The sequence below is a fragment of the Lentzea sp. NPDC037011 genome, assembly GCF_055607425.1.
The window spans coordinates 117101-132557 of sequence record NZ_JBVJRT010000003.1 but is presented as its reverse complement, the minus strand read 5'-3'; the positions used below and the strand labels follow the sequence as shown (position 1 = coordinate 132557).

Below are 15457 nucleotides of genomic sequence, written 5' to 3'. Positions count from 1 at the left end.
TATCGCCCCGGACACGAAAACGGCCCCCGGCGCGACGCCGGGGGCCGTCGGGGTCCCGTCCACTCCGGACGGGCCCGCCTCACTTCTTCTTGCCGCCGAACAGCTCCTTGAGCTGGTTGCCGCGCCGCCGCAGCCCCCACTTGGTCACCCTGATGAGCGCTTCGCGGACGATGTTGCCGCTCATCTTCGACTCGCCGTACTCGCGCTCGCGGAACGTGATCGGCACCTCGCGCACGCGGAAGCCGAGCTCGATCGTGCGCCAGAGCAGGTCGATCTGGAAGCAGTAGCCGGCCGAGGCGACCGAGGCCAGGTTCAGCTTGCGCAGCGTGTCCGCGCGGAAGGCGCGGAACCCGCCGGTCATGTCGCGGATGTTCGCCCCCAGCGCGATGCGCGAGTAGAGCGAACCGCCGCGGGAGAGCACCTCGCGCTGCACGGGCCAGTTGACGACCTCGCCACCGGGCACCCAGCGCGAGCCGATCACCAGGTCGGCCTGCGGCAGCGCGTCCAGCAGCCGGTGCAGCTGTTCGGGGGCGTGCGAGCCGTCGGCGTCCATCTCGCACACGACGCCGTACTCGCGGTCGAGCGCCCACTGGAAACCCGCGACGTAGGCGGCGCCGAGGCCGGCCTTCTCCGTGCGGTGCATGACGTGGACGCGCTGGTCAGCGGCCGCCATCTCGTCGGCGAGCTGGCCGGTGCCATCGGGGCTGCCGTCGTCGACCACCAGGACGTGCACGTCGGGCAGTGCCGCGTGCAGCCTCTTGACGATCTTTCCGATGTTGTCCCGCTCGTTGTAGGTCGGGATCACCACCAGCACCTGCCCGAGTTCCTGGTCAGGCTGCTGCGCCATTCGAGTCCTTCCGTCGTCGTGTGAAGCCCAGCGCCAACGCGACAAGGCCCGCAGCGGTCAACACCCACGCGGGCCAGGCTCCAAGCCAGGTCGCCAGCGTAGTCTGTGACCGCAGGGGCAGTTCCGCCACCAGTGCGCCGGGCACGAAAAGGCCGGTCTTCTGCGTGACCGAGCCGTCAGGCCGCACGATCGCGCTGACCCCCGAGGTAGCGGCCACCACCACGGCCCGGCCGTGCTCCACGGCACGCACCCGTGACATGGAAAGCTGCTGGTAGGTCATCTCCGTGCGACCGAACGTGGCGTTGTTCGTCGGGATCGCGATGATCGTCGCGCCCGCCGTCACGGAGTCGCGGACAACTGAGTCGAACGCCACTTCGTAACATGTGTCAAGTGCGACCCGCGCGGGCCCCATCCGGAAGCCCTCGGGGTCGGTGCCCGGCTGGAAGACGCCCGCCCGGTCCACATCGGACGAGAACAGCCGGAAGAACGACCGCATCGGCATCGTCTCGCCGAACGGCTGCAGCTTGCGCTTGGTGTAGGTGTCCGTGGCGCCCTTCTCCGGGTCCCACAGCACCACCTGGTTGCGCGGCAGCCCGTCGCCCCGGTCGACCACGACGGCCCCGACCGCGATCGGCGCCTTGATCGCCTTCGCCGCGCTGTCGATCGCCGCCTTGGCGTCGGCGTTGCGGAACGGGTCGATGTCGGAGGAGTTCTCCGGCCAGATGACGACGTCGGGCTGCTTCACCCGGCCGGCGGCCACGTCGTCGGCCAGCTCGACCGTCTTCTTGACGTGGTTGTCGAGCACGGCCCGGCGCTGCGCGTTGAAGTCCAGCCCCGCACGCGGCACGTTGCCCTGGACCGCGGCGACCGTGACGGTGCCCGCGGAGGCGTCCACCCCGACCGGCACGCCGAACCCGGCCACCAGCGGCACCACGAGCAGCGGCAGGCCGAGTTTCCAGTTCCTGGTCAGCCAGAACAGCCCGAACCCGGTCAGCACGACCGCGAACGACACCAGCGGCGCGCCCCCGAGCGCGGCCAGCGGCAGGAACCAGCCCTCCGGCTGCCCGAACGCGATCTTGCCCCAGGTGAAGCCGCCGAACGGGAACACCTCGCGCAGCGCCTCGTCCGCCGCCCACAGGAACGCCGCCCACAGCGGCCAGGCGGGCAGCCGGGAGGTGAACGCCATCGCGGTCGTGCCGATCGAGATCATCAGCGCGCACGCGAACGCCAGCGGCAGCCACGCGACCAGCCCGACGAACTCCCCGGTCCACCGCAGCAACGGCACCATGAACCCGAGACCGAACAACAGGCCGTATCCGAACCCAGCGCGCGCACGACGGCCGTAGAGCACGTACGCGAGCACGGCGAACCCGACCGGCGCCAGGAACCACAGCGGCCGCGGCGGGAAGCTCAGGTAGACCAGCACGCCACCGGCGACGGCGAGGAGCACGCGCAGCAGCACGGACCCGCTGAACCGCTTGCGACGGGCGGGCTTTTCCGGCGATTCTGGCGAATCGGGCGCCATCGGGGGTGCTACCACCCGTTCAGCCTACGAGGAGCCGGAGTAGACAGGGTCCATGACCTACGTCGACCTCGTCCTCAACCGCCTCGCGACCGGGCAGGAACGGGAGGCGGTGATCGGCGGCGACACCCGCCTGACCCGCGGCCAGGCCCGTGACCTGGTGTTCCGGCTGGCCGACGGGCTGGCCCGGCGCGGGATCGGCCGGGGTGACGGCGTGGCGGTGTTCATCGGCAACACCCCGGAGGCGCTGCTGCTCACCGTGGCCGTGCACCTGCTGGGCGCCCGGCTCGTGTACGTGCCACCGGAGCCGGGTCAGCGCGAGCTGGCGGCGTTGATCGAGAAGGCGGAGGTCGCGGCGGTCGTCGTGGACCCCGGCTTCAGCACCCGCCTCACCGGCTGGGACCTCGCGGAGCTGCCCGGCGACCCGGTCGAGCGAACCCCGGCGCCGGACTTCACCACGGTCAGCTACACCGGCGGCACCACCGGTCTGCCCAAGCTCGCCGTCCACGGCCCGCGCTCGACGAGCCGCTGGGAGGCGCTGGGCCACACGCCGTCGCTCACCATGCTGTGCAGCACGCTCATCACGCACGGCAGCGGTGCCGGCGCCTCGGTCGGGGCGCTGGTCACCGGCTCGAAGCTCGTGCTCGGCCCCTCGGTGTTCGACGCGGACGCGTTCGTGCGGCTCGCCCGCGACGAGCAGGTCAACGCGACGTTCTTCGTGCCGCCCATGATGTACGAGGTGCTGGACCACCCGGACTGCCCAGGACCGCAGTTCCTCAGCATCGGCCTCGGCGGTTCCCCGCTCGCACCGGAACGCCTCCGGCAGGCGGTCGAGCGCTGGGGGCCGGTGGTGTACCAGGGCTACGGCATGACCGAGGCCATGGCGATCGCGTTCATGCCCGCGACGGCCGTCGACCTCGCGAAGCCGCACACGCTGCGCACCGTCGGCAAGCCCAACCCGGACATGGAGGTCGAGGTGCGCGACGGCGACGTGTGGGTGCGCGGCCCGCACGTCATGCGCGGCTACTGGGGCGAGCCGCCGCTGAGCGAGACCAGCGACGGCTGGCTGAACACCGGCGACGTGGGCCACTTCGACGAGGACGGCTACCTCTACCTCGACGACCGCAGCAAGGACGTGATCGTCACCGGCCGCACCTCCGACAACGTCTACTCGCGGCTGCTCGACGACTTCCTCGTGACGCTGCCCGGCGTCCGGCAGGCCGCGGCGGTGGCGGCACCGGACGAGAGGTGGGGCGAGGCGGTGCACCTGTTCGTCGTGGTGGAGGACGGCCACGAGCTCGACCTCCACGAGGTGGAGCAGGCCGTTGTCGCCGAACTGGGCGATCTCTATGCACCACGTGGCGTCACGGTCGTACCCCGTCTGCCGCTGACGCAGGTGGGAAAGGTCGACAAGCGCCGGCTGCGCGCGTTGCTTCGGTAAGGTCTCGAAGCAAGTCATGGAGGTGACGGATGCCCCGTCCAAGCGTGGAAGCCGAACGCAAGGCGCAGATCCTCGCGTCCACCTGCAAGGTGATCGCCGCCGAGGGCTTCCGCCACCTCCGGGTGTCCGACGTGGCCAGAGACGCCGGCGTGTCCGGCGGCACGGTCCACTACTACTTCGAGACCAAGCGCGAGCTCACCGACGCCGCGTTCGAGCACTGCTTCGAGCAGTCGCTCAAGCGCCGCCGCTGGATCCTCGAGTCCGACGAGCCGCCGTTGTCGCGGCTGCGCATGGTCGTCGAGTCCTACCTGCCGCAGGGCGCGGAGACGGTCGAGGCGTGGAAGATCTGGGCCGAGCTGTGGGTCGAGGCGATCCGCAGCCCCGAGCTGCAGGAGCTCAACGAGCGCTTCTACGGCGAGTGGCGCGAGATCGTCGCGAGCATCTTCCGCGACGGCCAGGACACCGGGGAGATCCGGACCGGCGACGACCCGGTGGAGCTGGCGAACATGCTGGTCAGCATGCTCGACGGGCTGGCGCTGCAGGTGCTCGCCGGGTCCAGGTCCATGACCGTCGACACCATGCGCGCCACGTGCCTGAGGTTCGTCGACCAGTTGTCAGGGGTATCCCAGGGCTGTCCCTGATGCAACGAACGGACCGGCGGGAGCATTGTGGAGCTATGACCACGACAGTTGCTTTGAGCAGGCCCAGGACCAACCGGATGATCGCAGGTGTGTGCGCGGGGCTCGCCCAGCGGTGGGGCATGAAGGCGAGCACGGTGCGCCTTCTGTTCGTGCTGTCGTGCCTCCTGCCCGGACCTCAGTTCGTCGTCTACCTCGTGCTCTGGGTGATCATGCCCAGCCGCGGCTATTGATCGACGCCCTCGTCAGACCCACGCGCAGCAGCCCGGCGCGTGGGTCGCGTCGTGCGTGAAAGAGCAGGTGGTGGAGGGCGTGTTCGAAATGCGGTAGAAGGATGCCCATGGAGATCACCGCCTTCCTGGACCGCAAGCTGGCCCGTCGGTTCCGCACCTACGACGCCGACGGCGACGGGTTCATCGGGTGCGATGACTTCACCACCGCGGGACTGCGCACCACGAGGGCGTTCGGCCTGGGTGATGACGAGCCGAGGGCGGTGCGATTCCGCGCGACGCTGACCGGGTTGTGGCAGCAGCTCTCGCTGGCCGCTGACACCGACCGCGACGGCCGGATCAGCGTGGACGAGTACAAGAAGGCGTTCGCGGACGGCCTGCTGGAGACACCGGAGTCGTTCGACGAGGGGTACGTGCCGTTCCTGGACGCGGTGATGGCGATCGCCGACGGGGACGGCGACGGCAAGCTGACCGTCGACGAGCACGTGAAGTGGACCGGCGCGTTGATGAACCTCTCCGAGGCCGATGCCCGGATGATCCACGACCTGCTCTCCGACGACGACGGCCTGCTGTGCACGCACGCGCTGCTGGCGGCCATCCGGGAGTTCTACTTCTCCGAGGACCCCGCGGCGGCCGGCAACTGGCTGCTGGGGTCGTTGGACTGACGTGCTGCTCAAGACGCTGCAGGAGTACGCGGCACGGGCTCAGCCGGCCGCGCACGTCGAAGAGGCCGGTGGCTGGTGGCTGCGCCATTCCCCCGACGACGCCTGGTGGGTGAGCGCGGTCCTGCCGCACGACCGCGAGGACCGGGTCGAGGTCGCCGAGGAGTTCTGCGCGGGCCGCGGTGCCCCGGTGCGGTTCCAGATCACGCCGGGCGTGTGCGCCGACGACCTGGACGCCCGGCTGGCCGGCCGCGGGTACGCGCGGGGTCACGACATGTCGTTGCAGATCGCGTCGACCGCCGACGTGCTCCGCCAGGCGCACGCGGACGCCGGTGCGGTGACGACCCGGCCGGACGACGGCTGGCTCGCGGCGTGGCACGAGGTGACGACACGCGACGTCGAAGCAGAACGCGAGCTGCTCAGCCGTGTGGAGGCACCGAGCGCGTACGCCTACGCGGAGGTCGACGACGAGGTGGTCGCCGTGGGGCGTGTGGTGGCCGACAACGGGTGGGCCGGCGTGTTCGGCATGGCGACGCTTCCGCACGCACGGGGCCAAGGCGCGGCACGGTCCGTGCTCGCCGCGCTGGCGTCATGGGCGGCCGCACGCGAGTCGAACCACATGTACCTGCAGATGGAAAAGGCCAACAAGTCGGCGTTCCGGCTCTACGAGCGGTCGGGGTTCCGCGAGCTGTGCACCTACCACTACCGCTGCCGCGAGTGATCAGTCAGGAATCGAGAAGCGCGGGACGGGGGTCTGCGAGTTAGCTTGTCGCCATGACCTCCAGGAGAGCGGCCGCCACCAACGCGCACGAGGCCGACACCCACGACATGATCCGCGTGCGGGGCGCGCGGGTGAACAACCTGAAGGACGTCGACGTCGAGATCCCCAAGCGGCGGCTGACGGTCTTCACCGGCGTGTCCGGTTCGGGCAAGAGCTCGCTCGTGTTCGGCACGATCGCCGCGGAGTCGCAGCGGCTGATCAACGAGACCTACAGCGCGTTCATCCAGGGGTTCATGCCGACCCTGCCGCGGCCGGAGGTGTACCTCCTGGAGGGGATCACCACCGCGATCCTGGTGGACCAGCAGCGGATGGGCGCCGACCCGCGTTCCACAGTGGGCACCGCGACCGACGTCAACGCCATGCTGCGCATCCTGTTCAGCCGCCTGGGCGCACCGCACGTCGGCGGCCCGCAGGCGTTCTCGTTCAACGTCGCGTCGATCAGCGGCGCGGGCGCGGTGACGATCGAGAAGGCAGGCCAGAAGGTCAAGGAGCGCCGCGAGTTCTCCATCACCGGCGGCATGTGCCCGCGCTGTGAGGGCCGCGGTCAGGTCTCCGACATCGACCTGACCGAGGTCTACGACTCGTCGAAGTCGATCCTCGAGGGCGCGATCAAGGTGCCCGGCTACAACGTCGACAACCAGTGGACGGTGCAGACGTTCACGCAGTCCGGGTTCATCGACCCGGCGAAGCCGATTGCCGAGTACAGCAAGAAGGAGCTGCACGACTTCCTCTACCGGGAACCGGTCAAGATCAAGGTCAACGGCATCAACCTGACCTACGAGGGCCTGGTCCCGAAGCTGCAGAAGTCCATGCTGTCGAAGGACCGCGAGGCGCTGCAGCCGCACATCCGGGCGTTCGTGGACCGTGCGGCGACGTTCGGCACCTGCCCCGACTGCGGCGGCACCCGGCTCACCGAGGCCGCGCGGTCGTCGAAGATCAGGGGTGTGTCCATCGCGGACCTGTGCGACATGCAGATCAGCGACCTGGCCGACTGGATGCGCGGGCTGGAGGACAGGTCCGTGGCGCCGCTGGTCGAGAAGCTGGTGCACACGCTCGACTCGTTCGTCGAGATCGGACTGGGCTACCTCTCGCTCAACCGCCCCGCCGGCACCCTGTCCGGCGGTGAGGCGCAGCGCGTGAAGATGATCCGGCACCTCGGGTCCGCGCTGACCGACGTGACCTACGTGTTCGACGAGCCGACGATCGGCCTGCACCCGCACGACATCCAGCGGATGAACAACCTGCTGCTGCGGTTGCGCGACAAGGGCAACACCGTGCTCGTGGTCGAGCACAAGCCGGAGACGATCGCGATCGCCGACCACGTCGTCGACATCGGTCCCGGCGCCGGCCGCGACGGCGGCACGATCTGCTTCGAGGGCACGCTGGAGGGGTTGCGCGCCAGCGGCACCGTGACCGGACGGCACCTCGACGACCGGGCGGAGCTCAAGCCGTCGGTGCGCAAGGCGTCCGGGACGCTGTCCATCCGCGGCGCGTCGAAGAACAACCTGCGCGACGTGTCGGTCGACATCCCGCTCGGCGTGCTGACCGTCGTGACCGGTGTGGCGGGGTCGGGCAAGTCGTCGCTCATCCACCAGTCGATGCCGAAGGACTCCGGCGCGATCGTGGTGGACCAGACCCCGATCAAGGGTTCGCGCCGGTCGAACCCGGCCACCTACACCGGGCTGCTGGAGCCGATCCGCAAGGCGTTCGCCAAGGCCAACGGCGTGAAGCCGGCGTTGTTCAGCGCGAACTCCGAGGGCGCGTGCCCGAACTGCAACGGCGCCGGTGTGGTGTTCACCGACCTGGGCATCATGGCCACGATCGAGTCGCCGTGCGACGTGTGCGAGGGCAAGCGGTTCGACCAGGCGGTGCTGGAGTTCAAGTTCGGCGGCAAGGACATCTCCGAGGTGCTGGCGATGCCGGTCGCGGAGGCGGTGGAGTTCTTCGGCTCCGGTGAGGCCCGCACGCCCGCCGCGCACGCGATCCTGGACCGGCTGAACGACGTGGGCCTGGGCTACCTGTCGCTGGGCCAGCCGCTGACCACGCTGTCCGGCGGTGAGCGCCAGCGCCTCAAGCTCGCCACGCACATGGCCGACAAGGGCGGCGTCTACGTGCTGGACGAGCCGACCACCGGCCTGCACCTGGCGGACGTCGAACAGCTGCTGGGCCTGCTGGACCGGCTCGTCGACTCCGGCAAGTCGGTCATCGTGATCGAGCACCACCAGGCCGTGATGGCGCACGCCGACTGGATCGTCGACCTGGGGCCCGGCGCCGGCCACGACGGCGGCAAGGTCGTGTTCGAGGGCACTCCCGCGGACCTGGTGGCCGGCCGCTCGACGCTGACCGGCGAGCACCTGGCCGACTACGTGGGGGCCCCGGCGCGCGTCAAGAAGCGCTGAGCGGGTAAACAGGCGCATGGAGATCACGCCGTTCCTGGACCGCAAGCTGACCCGCAGGTTCGAGACCTACGACAGCGACCAGGACGGTTGCGTCGAACGCGCGGACTTCGAGCTCGCCGGTGCGCGCACGACCGGCGAGTTCGGCCTGGCCGCCGACGACCTGCGGGCGAAGCGGTTCCGCGAGCAGCTCCTGGCCGCGTGGGACCACCTCTCCGCCGTGACCGACACCAACGACGACGACCTGGTCAGCCTCACCGAGTACAAGACGGCGTTCGTCGCCGGCCTGCTGGAACGCCCCGAGGTGTTCGACGACGCGTACGTGCCGTTCGTGGACGCGCTGATGGCCGTGGCGGACCACGACGGCGATGGCCACCTCGGCGTGGACGAGTACGTGCGCGCGAGTGGGGCGTTGCTGAACGTGCGCCCCGCCGACGCGCGCGCCGGGTTCACCCGGCTCGACGGCGACGGTGACGGCCTGGTCAGCGGCGAGGACCTGCTGGCCGCGCTCAGGGCGTTCTACTTCTCCGACGACCCGAACGGTCCCGGCGCGTGGCTGTTCGGCCCGCTGGGCTGAGCCGTCACTCCACGGCGGTCTTGACGGCGGCGGCCTCGGCCTTGACGTACCGGCTGGTCAGCGACCGGGTGAGCAGCCAGCCGACGCCGGCCATCAGCCCTGACATGGTCAGCGTGAGGGTGAGCCTGCTGCCGTCGGCCAGCGGTTCGACGACGTGCGCGGCGGTGACCGTGACGCCCGCTGACCGCGACTGCCAGGTGTACGAGGTGCCCTCGGTCAGCTCGGTGACCGTCCAGACGGCGGGCGACAGCCGCGGCTGCACCAGCCGGGTGCGCGACCCGACCGCCAGCGGGCCGGCGTCGAGCCGTTCGACGCTGTCGACCGTGGGAATCCGCTCCGGCCAGCGTTCGACGTCGGAGACCACCTCCCAGACCTTGGCGGGCGGGGCAGCGATCGTCACGGTGTGCTGCAGGCCGGGCATGCGCCGAGTGTACGGCTTCAGAACCGCTTTTCGATCTCCCGAACGGCAGCAGCGGCGAGCTGTGCGGCGGCGGCCCGCGGCCGGGGCGCGCCGACGACCTGCCGGACCAGCCGGCGCATGTTCTCGTCGATCTTCGCGAACGCCGACTCGGCCGTGGGCTCGATGTCGCCGAACAACGTCCACCACCACCACGAGTTGGTCGCCGAGTTCGCGACGACGTCCGGGATGACCAGCGCGCCGAGCAGGTCCTCGGCCTCCCTGGTGATCGGCATGTTCGCCGCCTCGACGACCAGCCGTGCCTTCACCTCGCACGCGTTGTGCTCGTCGATCGCATAGCTCGTCGCGGCGGGCACGAGCACGTCCGCCTCGACGTCGAGCCACCGGTCCCGGTCGAGCCGCACGTCGTCCGCGGCGAGCTCGGAGCGGTCGATGCCGCCGTGGGCGTCGCGGGTCAGCAGGAGCGCCTCCACGTCGAGCCCGGCCGGGTTGGCCACCACCCCGTGGACGTCCGCGAGCCCGACGACCTTCACCCCGGCCCTGGCGAGGTAGCGGGCCGTGGCGCCGCCCATGGAGCCGAACCCCTGGACGAACGCGGTGGGGTTGCTGAGCCGAAGCCGTTCGATCCCTTCCAGCGCGGCCGTCGCGACGCCGTAGCCGCCGACCAGCTCGTCGAGGCCGACGCCGTCGACCGTGACCGCGAAGGCGTCCTGAAGTCGTTGCCGCGCTTGGTGTTCGTCGTCCAGCAGCGGGTACACGGCCTGGATGGACGACTGCAACCCGATCTTCTCGATGGCGGCGTCGATCGTGGACTGCCGCAGCCCCAGGTCCTCCCCCGTGGTCCAGAACCGCTCGATGTACGGCGACATCGCGTAGAGGTAGGCCGTGAGCACGTCGAACGCCCGCGGGTCGTACGGGTCGAAGTCGATGCCGCCCTTGGCACCCCCGAGCGGCACGTACCGCGCGCCGGGGTCGTAGTTGAGGGCCTCCTTGGCCGTCATGCCCTCCGCGAGCCCGCGCACCTCGTCCAGCGTGCACCCGGCCCGCATGCGCAGTCCCCCGCTGCACACCCCGCGCACCAACCGGTCGACGACGAGGTAGCCGCGCGCGCCCGTGGCCGGATCGGTCCACGTGACCTGCAGGAAGCTCATTCCCCCATCTTGGCCGACGGCCGGTTCACCTCGACATCTGGCGCAGGAACTCGGCGTTGCCCTGGGTCTTGCGCAGTCCGTCGAGCAGCACGTCGACGTCTCGGTCGGCCATGGCCCTGCGCACGGCGTTGGTGATGGCGAGCTCCTGTCCGGACACCAGCAGCTCCACCTTGCGCGTGCCGGACTGGTGCAGGTCGATCGCGGGGAAGACCCGCCGCTGCGCGGCCTTGCGGTCGAGCTTGAGCTCGGCGTTGCCGGTGCTCTTGAGCTCCTCGAAGATCACCGTGTCGCCCACCGACCCGGTCTCCACGAGCGCCGTGGCGAAGATCGTGAGGCTGCCGCCCTCCTCGATGTTGCGGGCGGACCCGAGGAACTTCTTCGGTGGGTTGAGCGCCCCGACCTCGATGCCACCGCTCAGAATCCGCCCGCCGCTGGGCGCCGCGAGGTTGTACGCCCGCCCCAGCCTGGTCAGCGAGTCCAGCAGCACCACCACGTCCTGCCCGTCCTCGACGAGCCGCTTGGCCCGCTCGATGGCGAGCTCCGCCGTGGCGATGTGCTCCCGCGGGTGCTCGTCGAACGTCGAGGTGAACATCTCCCCCGGCACCGTGGTGCGGATGTCGGTGACCTCCTCCGGCCGTTCCCCGACGAGCACGACCATGAGGTGGCACTCGGGGTTGTTCTTGGCCACCGCCTGCGCGATGTGCTGCAGCACCATCGTCTTGCCGGCCTTGGGCGGCGCCACGACCAACGCCCGCTGCCCCTTGCCGACCGGCATGACCAGGTCGACCGCCCTGCTGGTGAGCTCCTCGGGGTCGTGCTCCAACCGCAGCCGCTCGTTGGGGTAGAGCGGCGTCAGCTCCTCGAACCTGGGCCGCCGGTGCGGCTTGCGCCCGTTGACCGTGTCGACCGACGTGAGCTTGCCGTCGTGCGCCTCCCCCGTGACCCGGTCGCCCCTGCGCAGGTCGTGTTGCCGCACGAGCTGCTGCGGCACGACCGGTCCGTCGAGGAGGAAAGCCTTGTTGTTGCGTACGTCGAGTACACCGATGTGCATCGGTCTGTCCTTTCGGGAGGGTTGCGTGCAGATGCGCTCGTCCGCCCCGCCTCGTGTGCGTGGGAAAGCGCTGCAGATGTGAGTCCGCCAGCGTTCAGAAGCTGGGGGCTGGTTCGCTGCGGACTTCGGATGGTCCAGCAGCTGGTAGGTGCTCACGTGCGCTCTGCGGCGCACTGCCTACCCGGACTGTAGCAGACAACGTCGCCGACGCGTCGCTTATTCCGCGCCACACCTCTGCTGTTCCCGCGCGTCCTCCCGGCATTTCCGGACAGGACAGGGCGATCAGGCCACCTGCTGGTCGCCTGACTCGGTCAGCGCGGCATCGGCGGGGGTGATCAGCGCGTCCACGGCCACCACGCCGTCCGGGCCGACGCGCACCGGGTTCAGCTCGATCTCCGCCAGGTCGGGACGGGTGGCGATGAGCCGGGAGAGTGACGCGATGACCTGGGTGAGAGCGACGAGGTCGACGGGTGGTGCGCCGCGCCAGCCGCGCAGCAGCGGTACGGACCGCAGGCGGTTGAGCATGGTGTGAGCGGTGGCCGGGGTGACGGGTGCCAGTTCGAGGGCGGTGTCGCGGTGCAGCTCCGCGTGGATGCCGCCGGCCCCGACGAGGACCACTGGGCCGAACGAGTGGTCACGCCGAGCGCCGATGATCAGCTCGACGGTGTTCGGGCGGGTGTCCATCTCTTCGAGGACGTACGTGCCGGGACCCAAGCGGGCTTCCATCTCCTCGAAGGCGGCGGCCGGGTCGGTGAGACCGGTCTGAACGCCGCCGTGCTCGGTCTTGTGCGCCAGCCAGTCGGCCTTGAGCGCGAACGGGGCGGTGAGCGGGGTGGCGCGGGCCTCTGCGGCTGTGGTCACGGCGTGGGCGCGAGGGAAGCGGACGAAGTCCAGCAGCTCACGAGCTGCCAGGTAGCCTGGCCGGTACGCGATCCCCGGTCTCTTGCGCGTGCTCACGCAGGGGTCCCCCGCAGGGGGTCCCCCAGCTTCAATTCTTCCAGCCGGCACCGACAGTTCCGGACCGCTGAACAGCCCGGCCCCGGCTGCGGCAGAGGTACCGAAGCGAGCAACGTTACCGAGAGCACCCACAACGCGCTCGATCGTGTGCTGAACGGACACGCCACCAGCTCGCAGAGCACGAACCGCGGCGGAGTCGGTGCACATGCAGTGGGCGACCACGGGAACGCCGGTCTCCCTTGCCAGCGAACAGATCCGAGCGGCGACGGCGACCTCGGTGGACTCCAGGCAAGGCGTGTCCGCACCGTAACTGCCGAAGTAGCCGGACAACACGACCGAGTCGACCTCACCACCGCGCACCAGCACCTCGACGGCACGGGCGTAGTTCTCCAGGTCCTGCTCCCCCGCCCCGGCCAGGTCGATGGGGTTGCGCGCCGACACACCGGCCGGCAGCCCGCCCACGGCGGCCAGAGCAGGCACCACGAGCCCCGCACCCACCGCGAGATCCGCCGCGATCGCCCCCTGACCGCCGGAGTCCGCGAGAATCCCGACCCGCGTTCCGCGCGGCACCCCTCGCGTCACCACAGCGGCAACGTCCACCAGGGCAGCCGGCGTCGCCACCCGCACGGCCCCGGACCGGCGGCACGCGGCGTCCACGACGTCCAAAGAGGACACCAGTGCGCCGGTGTGCGACAGTGCGGCGTCCCGTGCGGCAGCGGAAGCACCGACCGTCAGCAGCACAACGGGTTTCCCGGCCGACCGGAGCTCCGACAGGGCGGTCAGCATCCCGGGCCCGAAGCTCTCCAGGTACACCCCGACCACAGCGGTCAACTCATGCGCAACCAGGTCCAGCAACGCTTCCGCGGCCGTCACGTCGACCTGGTTGCCGACCGACACGAACCGCGACACCCCGAGCCCGGCGGCCGCGGCGAGTCCGGCGATCTCCAGGCCCACCTGCCCGCTCTGCGACACCACCCCCAGCGAACCGGGCTGGAACCGCCCCCACGCCAGGTGCAGCGACGTCGCCGCGTCGTACACGCCCAGGCAGTTCGGCCCGAGCAGCCGCGCCCCCGCCGCACGGATGCGCGCGACCACGCATTCGTCCATCGCCGACGGAATCCCGACGAAACCGCGCGTTCCCAACGCCAGAGCCTCGTCCACCACCGCGGCGACGTGCTGGGGAGGCACGGCGAGCACCACCAGCTCCGGCGCCTCTGGCAGTTCCGACAGCGTCCGCACGGTCGGCCGCGACAGCACCGCCCCGCCACCGCGGTTCACCAGGTGCACGGCCCGGCGGTCGCTGCCGGTCAACGCACCGCGCGCCAGCCAATGCCCCCACTTCGCCGGGTCGTCGCTCGCCCCCACCACCGCGACGGACGACGGATCGGAGAAGATCACCTGGCACCCAGCCCGCGCGAGATGATCAGGCGCTGGATGTCCGAGGTGCCTTCCTCGATCTCCTCCAGCTTGGCGTCGCGCATCCAGCGCTCGACGGGGTACTCGCGGGAGTAGCCGTAGCCGCCCAACGTCTGCACGGCCGCGTGCGTGCACCACATCGCGTTCTCGGAACCGACGAGTTTCGCCATCGCGGACTCCTGCGCGACCGCCTCCCCCGCGTCGTACAGCGCAGCGGCCCGCAGCGTCAGCAGGTGCGCGGTGTCGACGCGCGTGGCCATCTCGGCCAACCGGAACGCCACGGCCTGGTGCCGCAGGATCGGAACGCCGAACTGCACGCGTTCAGCGGCATAAGCGGAAGCGAAGTCCAGCGCCGCCCGTGCCAGACCCGTGCAGGCGGCGCCGATCAGGATTCGGGAGGCGTCGAACGTCCGCATCAGGCCCGAGAACGCCTGCCCCTCCTCGCCGAGCCGGTTCTCGGCGGGCACGCGCACGTCGTCGAGGAACACCTCCGCGTTCACGATCGCCCGCTGCCCCATCTTCCGGAACGGCGGCCCGACGGTCAGGCCGGGCGTGTCGCGCGGCACCACGAATGCCGTGACACCACGGGAACGCAAGGAGGGGTCAACGGTCGCGAAGATCACGAACATCGCGGCGTACGGGGCGTTGGAGATCCAGGTCTTCTGTCCATTGAGGACGTAGGAGTCACCCTCGCGCCGCGCCGAGGTCCGGATGCTCGCCGCGTCGGAGCCGGCGCCCGGCTCGGTGACCGCGACGGCGGTCAACGGCGGCAGGTCCGTCCCGAGTGGACCGAGGAAGCGCTTCTGCTGCTCAGGGGTGCCGAGGTGGCCGATCGGAGCACTGAAGAAGCCGTTGGACGTGAGCAGGTTGCCGATGCCGATGTCGCCGTGGCACAGCTCCTGCTGGACGAGCACCTGAGTGGTGAGGTCGGTGATCCCGCCGCCACCGAACTCCTCCGGGATCATGAACGTCGTCAGCCCCAGCCGCGACGCCTTCTCCCACAGGTCGAGCGGCGACTCGGTGTCCGCCTCGTCCACGGCGCGGGCCCGCGGGCGGATCTCCTCCGCCGCGAACCGCCTGGCGAGCTCGACGAACTGGTCCTGTTCAGCCGTGCGCCGCAGGCCGTCCCGGACGGTCCGCACCATCTCCCACCCCTAAGTTGACTGATGAGTCAGTTATCTGCGGTTCACGGGGCAGCCTAACCGCATAAGGGCAGGTAAGAGGGTCCGCAAACGGGTGAGTGGCGTGCACGTTCGTGGCGGTCGTGATCACCTGCTTGGAGCAGGCAGGCATACAGATACGACTACTCGGCCACGCGGCGCCCGCAGCATGATGAACTGGCCGTGACGGCGGTGTTCCACCTCTGGCCA

General features: G+C 70.3%; 13 protein-coding genes and 1 pseudogene. 7 read left to right on the top strand and 7 right to left on the bottom strand.

The annotated features are described in order from the left end of the window. Positions 1 to 79 precede the first annotated feature (79 nt). The gene (locus ACZ7CH_RS09170) at positions 80 to 847 is read right to left on the bottom strand and encodes a polyprenol monophosphomannose synthase (RefSeq protein ID WP_360393670.1); all 768 of its coding nucleotides are present in this window, start codon (positions 845 to 847) and stop codon (positions 80 to 82) included. Next, positions 831 to 2372: an apolipoprotein N-acyltransferase gene (lnt, locus tag ACZ7CH_RS09165; RefSeq protein WP_360393667.1), complete on the bottom strand. Its 1542-nt coding sequence runs from the start codon at positions 2370 to 2372 to the stop codon at positions 831 to 833. Before lnt ends, ACZ7CH_RS09170 begins: the two co-directional genes overlap by 17 nt. 52 nt (positions 2373 to 2424) lie before the next feature. On the opposite strand from lnt, the gene ACZ7CH_RS09160 reads away from it, so the two are divergent. From ACZ7CH_RS09160 to ACZ7CH_RS09130, 7 genes are all read left to right on the top strand, one after another. Then, positions 2425 to 3810: a class I adenylate-forming enzyme family protein gene (locus ACZ7CH_RS09160; protein ID WP_470373521.1), complete on the top strand. Its 1386-nt coding sequence runs from the start codon at positions 2425 to 2427 to the stop codon at positions 3808 to 3810. Between the two features lie 29 nt (positions 3811 to 3839). Next, positions 3840 to 4451 carry a TetR/AcrR family transcriptional regulator gene (locus ACZ7CH_RS09155; RefSeq protein WP_360393661.1) on the top strand — a complete coding sequence of 204 codons (612 nt, stop codon included), beginning with the start codon at positions 3840 to 3842 and terminating at the stop codon, positions 4449 to 4451. Positions 4452 to 4486: 35 nt separating this feature from the next. Continuing rightward, a complete protein-coding gene (locus ACZ7CH_RS09150; protein WP_360393658.1) occupies positions 4487 to 4681 on the top strand; it encodes a PspC domain-containing protein in 195 nt (64 codons plus the stop codon). A gap of 107 nt (positions 4682 to 4788) precedes the next feature. Beyond that, positions 4789 to 5343: an EF-hand domain-containing protein gene (locus ACZ7CH_RS09145; protein ID WP_360393655.1), complete on the top strand. Its 555-nt coding sequence runs from the start codon at positions 4789 to 4791 to the stop codon at positions 5341 to 5343. Between the two features lies 1 nt (position 5344). Further along, the gene (locus ACZ7CH_RS09140) at positions 5345 to 6061 is read left to right on the top strand and encodes a GNAT family N-acetyltransferase (RefSeq protein WP_360393652.1); all 717 of its coding nucleotides are present in this window, start codon (positions 5345 to 5347) and stop codon (positions 6059 to 6061) included. 53 nt (positions 6062 to 6114) lie between these two features. Then, entirely contained in the window at positions 6115 to 8520 is a 2406-nt protein-coding gene (locus ACZ7CH_RS09135; RefSeq protein WP_470373520.1) for an ATP-binding cassette domain-containing protein, read from the top strand. Positions 8521 to 8536: 16 nt separating this feature from the next. Then, complete coding sequence (locus tag ACZ7CH_RS09130) at positions 8537 to 9094, top strand: EF-hand domain-containing protein (protein ID WP_360393646.1); 558 nt, start codon at positions 8537 to 8539, stop codon at positions 9092 to 9094. A gap of 4 nt (positions 9095 to 9098) precedes the next feature. On the opposite strand, the gene ACZ7CH_RS09125 is transcribed toward ACZ7CH_RS09130, so the two are convergent. The 5 genes and pseudogenes from ACZ7CH_RS09125 to ACZ7CH_RS09105 all read right to left on the bottom strand — a co-directional run bounded on the left by ACZ7CH_RS09125 (position 9099) and on the right by ACZ7CH_RS09105 (position 15232). Next, positions 9099 to 9515: an SRPBCC family protein gene (locus ACZ7CH_RS09125; protein ID WP_360393643.1), complete on the bottom strand. Its 417-nt coding sequence runs from the start codon at positions 9513 to 9515 to the stop codon at positions 9099 to 9101. A 17-nt stretch (positions 9516 to 9532) separates the two neighbouring features. Beyond that, positions 9533 to 10663, bottom strand: a complete 1131-nt coding sequence (locus ACZ7CH_RS09120) for a Glu/Leu/Phe/Val dehydrogenase dimerization domain-containing protein (protein WP_360393640.1) — start codon at positions 10661 to 10663, stop codon at positions 9533 to 9535. Between the two features lie 25 nt (positions 10664 to 10688). Then, positions 10689 to 11774: pseudogene (gene rho, locus ACZ7CH_RS09115) on the bottom strand (transcription termination factor Rho); the annotation flags it as partial. Between the two features lie 222 nt (positions 11775 to 11996). Beyond that, positions 11997 to 14069 (bottom strand): acetate--CoA ligase family protein, encoded by a 2073-nt coding sequence (locus ACZ7CH_RS09110; RefSeq protein WP_470373519.1) that lies wholly within the window; start codon positions 14067 to 14069, stop codon positions 11997 to 11999. Beyond that, a complete protein-coding gene (locus tag ACZ7CH_RS09105; protein WP_470373518.1) occupies positions 14066 to 15232 on the bottom strand; it encodes an acyl-CoA dehydrogenase family protein in 1167 nt (388 codons plus the stop codon). Before ACZ7CH_RS09105 ends, ACZ7CH_RS09110 begins: the two co-directional genes overlap by 4 nt. Between the last annotated feature and the right edge of the window lie 225 nt (positions 15233 to 15457).